Origin of the sequence: Streptomyces coryli (genome assembly GCF_011044975.1) — a bacterium.
Classification (GTDB): domain Bacteria; phylum Actinomycetota; class Actinomycetes; order Streptomycetales; family Streptomycetaceae; genus Streptomyces; species Streptomyces coryli.
Genome location: NZ_JAAKZV010000378.1, coordinates 1 through 5,436 on the forward strand (window position 1 = coordinate 1; position 5,436 = coordinate 5,436).

Annotated in this window: 2 protein-coding genes; both read left to right on the forward strand. The window is 74.1% G+C overall.

What is annotated here, in order from left to right; all coding sequences use genetic code 11:
* Positions 1-292, forward strand: a 292-nt coding sequence (locus G5C51_RS43520; RefSeq protein WP_240930244.1) for a tetratricopeptide repeat protein, incomplete at its 5' end; no start/stop codon positions are given.
* A partial coding sequence (locus G5C51_RS39605; protein ID WP_338118481.1) for a beta-ketoacyl synthase N-terminal-like domain-containing protein occupies positions 289-5,436 on the forward strand: 5,148 nt, incomplete at its 3' end. The genes G5C51_RS43520 and G5C51_RS39605, both read left to right, overlap by 4 nt.

A 5,436-nucleotide genomic window follows, 5' to 3' on the forward strand; every position in this document is an offset into this window, starting at 1 on the left:
TGGGTATAAGAGACAGGGCCGCGGCTGCACCGCGGCCTTCGCGCTGGCCAACAAGGCGGAGGCACAGCGCTCCCTGGGCCGCTGGGACGACGCCGAGGACACCCTTGCGCGGGCCGCGGACGTGGTCCGCTCGCCGTTTTCGGCGTACGGATCGGGGGCGGGTGTGCGCTCGGGCCCGAAGAGCTCGAGGGCCTGGCGCCCGGCGGTGCGCCGCACACCGTCATCCGCGGCGCCGACGCCACCTGGCAGCTGGGCGAACTCGGCGGCTACTACCGGGTCCTGGTCGAGGTGACCTCCCGCGCCGAGGCGCTCCAGGCCGTCGCCGACGGCGCCGACGGGCTCATCGCCCGCGGCAGCGAATGCGGCGGCGGCCCGGTCGGCGAGCTGTCCACCTTCGTGCTGCTCCAGCAGCTTCTGGCCGAGCCCCGGCTCACCCTTCCCGTCTGGGCCGCCGGCGGCATCGGCGAGCACACCGCCGCGGCGGCCGTGCTCGGCGGGGCGGCCGGTGTCGTACTCGATGTGCAGCTGGCGCTCCTGCCGGAGTCGTCGCTGCCCGAGCGCGAACGCGCCCTGCTGGAGGGCATGGACGGGACCGAGACGGCCGTCGCCGGCGGAGTGCGGCTCCTGCGCCGGCGCGGAGGCCTTTCGGTCCAGGGGGTCACGCGGGCAGGCGGTGCCTCGCGTGACCAGCGTGGCGGGGAGGGGCAGGTCGACGCTGATCAGGCCCTCCCCGCCGGCGAAGACGGCTTCCTCGCCGCGCGCTTTTCATCGCGCTGGGGCGATGCAGCGGAGGCGGTGCGTGCGGTGCGCACCGCCGTCGGGGAAGCGGTGCGGGGCGCGGCGTCGGGCGAGGCGCTGCGTCCCGCCACTGACATGGCGGCGGCGCTGGGCACCCGGCTGCCCGTCGCGCAGGGGCCGATGACGCGGGTGAGCGACCAGCCGCGGTTCGCGAAGGCGGTGGCGGAGGAGGGCGGGCTGCCGTTCCTCGCGCTGGCGCTGGCCGATGGTGCCCAGACCCGTGAGCTCATGACCCGTACGAGAGAAGAGCTGGGAAGCGACCGCCCGTGGGGCGTCGGCGTGCTCGGCTTCGCCGACGAGACGACCCGGGCGGCGCAGCTGGAGGTCGTACGGGAGCTGCGGCCCAGCCACGCGATCATCGCGGGCGGGCGGCCGTCCCAGGCCGCCGACCTCGAGCGGGCCGGGATACGGACCTTTCTGCACGTGCCGTCCGCGCGGCTGCTGCGGCAGTACCTGGACGCGGGCGCGCGGCGCTTCGTCTTCGAGGGCTCCGAGTGCGGTGGGCATGTCGGGCCGCTGGCGAGCTTCCCGCTGTGGGAGGCGCAGTTGGGGGTGCTGGAGGAGTACGGGGCGGAGGGCGTCGAGGTTCTTTTCGCCGGCGGCGTGCACGACGCGCGCTCCGCGGCGATGGTCGCCGCGCTGGCCGGGCGCATCGACGGGCTCGCTGCCGGGGTGCTCATGGGCACCGCCTATCTCTTCACCGGCGAGGCCGTCGACTGCGGCGCCGTGCAGCCGCTCTTCCAGCGGCAGGTGCTCGCCGCCGACTCCACCGAGCTGCTGCAGACCGCGCCCGGGCATGCCACGCGATGCGTGCCCTCGCCGTTCACCACGGAATTCAGCACCCGGAAGCGGGCGCTGCGCGCCGACGCCGTGCCGGACCGCCAGGCCTGGGAGGAACTGGAGCGCCTCAACGTCGGCCGGCTGCGGATCGCCAGCAAGGGCGTCGAGCGGATCAACGGCGGCGAGCCGCAACTCGTCGACGAGGAACGGCAGCTGACCGCCGGGATGTTCATGGCGGGCCAGGTCGCGGTGCTGCGCACGCGCGCGACGAGCGTGCGTGAGCTGCACCGCGAGGTGTCCACCGGGGCCGCAGATTACCTGCGGCTGCGGGCGGCGGAGCTGGTGGAACGGGTCGAGCCCGCCGGCGAACGGCAGGAAGCGGCCAGGCCGCTCGATGTGGCCGTGGTCGGGATGGCGTGCATGTTCCCCGGCGCGGACGGCCTCGACGCCTACTGGGCCCGCGTGCTGGCCGGGGACGACGCCATCACCGAGGTGCCGCGCGAGCGGTGGGACCCCGAGGTGCACTTCGGGGGAGAGCGGGCCGCCGGTGGGGACGGCACGCCGTCCAAGTGGGGCGGCTTCCTTCCCCCCATCCCCTTCGACCCGCTCGCGTACGGCATCCCGCCGGCGTCCCTCGGCAGCATCGAGCCGGTGCAGCTGCTGGCGCTGGAGGCGGCGAAGCGCGCGCTGGACGACGCGGGTTACGGGAGCCGGACGTTCGACCGGTCCCGTACCTCCGTGGTCTTCGGCGCGGAGGCGGGCAGCGACCTCGCGAACGCGACGACGCTACGCACCGTCCTCCCGTCATACGTCGACCAGCTGCCGGAGGCACTCGCCGAGCAGCTGCCACGGCTGACCGAGGACTCCTTCCCCGGGATGCTCGCGAACGTCATCTCGGGCCGTATCGCCAACCGCCTGGACCTGGGCGGCGCTAACTACACGGTGGACGCCGCATGCGCATCATCACTCGCGGCGGTGGACGTGGCCTGCAAGGAACTGACCGCCGGAACAAGCGACATGGTGCTGTGCGGCGGCGCCGACCTGCACAACGGCATCAACGACTACCTGCTCTTCGCCTCCGTCGGCGCGCTGTCCCCGACCGGCCGCTGCCGGACCTTCGACGCCGCGGCGGACGGCATCGCGCTCGGCGAGGGCGTCGCCTGCGTGGCGCTGAAGCGGCTGGCGGACGCCGAGCGGGACGGCGACCGTATCTACGCCGTCATCAAGGGCGTCGGCAGCGCGAGCGACGGACGGGCCAAGGGCCTTACGGCACCGCGGCCCGAGGGCCAGAAGGCCGCGCTGGAGCGGGCCTACGCCGGAGCCGGGATCTCGCCGGTGCGCGTGGGACTGGTCGAGGCGCACGGCACCGGAACGGTGGTCGGCGACCGTACGGAACTGTCGGTGCTGACCGAGGTCTTCGCGGCCTCCGGCGCCGAGCAGGCCAGCTGCGCCCTCGGCTCGGTGAAGTCGCAGATCGGCCACACCAAGTGCGCGGCCGGTCTGGCCGGCCTGATCAAGACGGCGCTGGCACTGCACACGGGTGTGCTGCCGCCGACGCGGCAGCTGACGTCGCCGAACCCCGGGTGGGAAGAGAGCTCGAGCCCCTTCGTCTTCCACACCGAGGCCCGCCCGTGGGCGGCTCCCGCCGATGAACGGGTGGCAGGGGTCAGCGCGTTCGGCTTCGGCGGGACGAACTTCCACGTGGTGCTCGGTGCGCACGCCGCAGGGGCACCGCCTGCCTTCGGGTACGCGGAGTGGCCGGCGGAGCTGTTCACCTTCGGCGCGACCACCGATGTGGAGTGGCTGCTCGGTCTGCTGGACGACGCCGGCTCGTACCGGCTCCGCGACTGGGCGGCCACGGCGGCCCGGCGAGCGGCGTCGCGGCCCGGTCAGGTGCGGATCGCCGTCGTAGCGAGGGACGTTACGGAGCTGGCCGACCGGCTGCGCCAGGCTCTGGCGGGCGAGGCGGGCCGCGGAGTCTTTCTGGCCGCCGACGAGACTGCCCCCGGCACCGTCGCGTTCCTCTTCCCCGGGCAGGGGAGCCAATACCCCGGCATGGCCGGCGACCTGCTCATCGCCGTACCGGAGCTGCAGCATCACCTGCAGCTCGGGGCGGCACACGCGCCCGCGCTCTACCCGCCGACCGGCTTCGCGCCGGACGCCGGGCAGCAGCAGCGCGAGCGCCTCACAGACACCCGCAATGCCCAGCCGGCCCTGGGCATTGCGGGGCTGACCGCGTACGAACTGCTCGGCCGGGCCGGGGTGCGCCCCGGCATGGCCGGCGGGCACTCGTACGGCGAGCTCGTCGCGCTGTGCGCGGCGGGCGTCTTCACCCCGGCGGAGCTGATCGCGCTGAGCGAGCGACGGGCACGGGTGATCCTCGACGCGGCCGGGGCGGACCCCGGGACGATGGCGGCGGTGACCGCCTCCGCGGACGAGACCGAGCAGGCGCTGAAGGAGGCCGGTCTGGCGGAGCGGGTGGTCACGGCCAATCGCAACGCACCACGCCAGACGATCATCTCGGGCCCGACGGCTGCGGTGGCGGAGGCCGTAACAGCCCTGAAGACCGCGGGCCTGGGCACAAAGCCGCTGCCGGTCGCCTGCGCCTTCCACAGTCCGGTGGTGGCAGGGGCAGAACCCGCCTTCGCAGCGGAACTGGCCGAAATCCCGCTCCAGAAGCAGGAGTTCCCGGTCTGGGCGAACCGCAACGCCGAGCCGTACCCGACGGACGACCCCGATGCGATACGGCGCGGCCTGGCCGCGCAGATCGGCGCACCGGTGCGCTTCGCCGAGCAGGTCGAGGCGATGTACGCGGCCGGGGCAAGGACCTTCGTCGAGGCCGGCCCCGGGACCGTACTGAGCGGCCTGGTCGGAAAGGTGCTCGGCGACCGACCGCACGTGACCGTGCCGATCGAGCCCCGGCCCGGCAGCGGCCTGCCCGGCTTCCTGGAGGGGCTGGCACGGCTGGCGGTGGCCGGGGTCGAGGTGCGGACGGGATGGCTGTTCCAGGGCCGCGGGGTGGTGGACGCCGGGACGTCCGAGCCGCGCCGCGCGCCGGCCTGGACGGTCGACGGACAGCTGGTCAGGGACGCGGCGGGAGAACCGCTGCCCGGGGCGCTGCAGCCGGCCCGGCGAATCGCTTGGGATCGGGAGGACAGCGGCGTGGGTGCTGGCGGACAGACGGAGCGCGAGGCCGTCGTTACGGAATTCCTGCGCGGCTCGCGGGAGATGGTGGCGGCGCAGCGGGAGGTGGTGCTGGCGCTGCTGGGCGGGTCGGGGGTGCCTGCGGCGGCCCCGGTGCCCTTGCCTGCGGCGGCCGATCCCGTTCAACTGCGCGCGGTGGCGACCCCGGAGCCCGAGCCGGCTCCCGTAACCGACGAGCCGAACTCCGGCCCACTCACCGAGGACGGCGTCCTCACCGCCGTCCTGGCCATCATCAGCGAACGCACCGGCTACCCGGCCGACATGATCGAACCCGACCTCGACCTCGAGGCCGACCTCAGCATCGACTCCATCAAGCGCACGGAAATCGCAGGCGAACTGGCCATGCGGCTGTCGCCCGGCGGCGACGCGGCCGCCCTGGCCGACGACGAGCTGGAGGAGCTGGCGAAGGCGAGGACCGCCGGAGCGATCACGTCGTGGCTGGTGGAGCGCCTGGTGCCGACCGGCACAGGTGCCGGAGATGCGCCGACGGCGGCTGTCCCTCCTGCCCGCGCGGAAGACGCGGACCAGAACCTCGTCCACACAGGCCCCCCGTCGGAGGCCGGTGCGGGCATCCCGGGCTCCGGCGGGGCTTCAGCACCTGCCGCCGGCCCCCTGTCTCTTATACACACTTACGCTGCCGACGAGACAAATAGT